At 41.4% G+C, this 879-nt stretch carries 1 protein-coding gene; it reads left to right on the top strand.

The window, feature by feature from the left end; genetic code table 11:
- On the top strand, positions 1 to 751 hold a 751-nt coding region (locus LQV63_RS31225; protein ID WP_233699654.1), incomplete at its 5' end, for an ETX/MTX2 family pore-forming toxin.
- Between the last annotated feature and the right edge of the window lie 128 nt (positions 752 to 879).

Consider the following 879-nt stretch of genomic DNA (forward strand, 5'->3'; position numbering starts at 1 on the left):
GAGTCTTTTTGTTTCTCAAATCTCATATTTCTTCATTATAGGAATGCTGCCTGTATTTATAGGAGAAAACACATTTCCAAATAAAACGAATGAAGATCAAAGCTTCAACACTGTGAAATTCAGTAAAACGTATACGGAATCCAATTCAACCAGTGTTTCCAACGGATTCAAAGTTGGTGGAGGCGGGGATCTCGGCAATAAATTCATCCTTCCGTTCATTTTAGAGGGTGCAGGCAAAATAAATCTGGAATACAACACAGCCAATACGGAAACACATACGACAAGTGAATCCTATACATTGGAAGTGCCTGCACAACCAGTGAAAGTTCCCCCGCATAAAACGTATAAAACAGTTGTGGAGTTCAGCCAAAGAACTTATCGCGGAGATGTTGTATTTACAGGTCAAACGGGAAGCACTACGGCTAATCACAGCGTAATCAAAGCGACTGGAGTATATACTGGCTGGATGGGCATGCAAGAATCAAAGAAATTTGAATACAATGATTTTCTGGGGAGGCACTATGTCGGCCTGACATCCGCTCAGCAGCAAGAAATCAAAAATGCCGGAGTTCATATTACAACGAGCGGATACGGAGCTGCGGCTAATGCGTATTCTGCTGTTGAAGTAAGCGGGAAAGGTTCTTTTTCGGGCGTATATGGCGCCGAGCTAATAGTAACAACCTATGATGTGACGGATGAGAAGAATGCTCAGCTTGTAAATAAACGTACGGTTCCAATTGATATTGACTGATCATTTCAACACAGCTCTACAGCCGTTTCTTTCTGTCTAAGAAGAAACGGCTATTTTTATGGACTCTTTTCAAATGTGAGCATTTTGCAGTAATCTAAGCCCTTGCTACACAAGGACTTTCAGCAATA

Source organism: Paenibacillus profundus (assembly GCF_021369635.1).
Taxonomy (GTDB): domain Bacteria; phylum Bacillota; class Bacilli; order Paenibacillales; family Paenibacillaceae; genus Paenibacillus_B; species Paenibacillus_B profundus.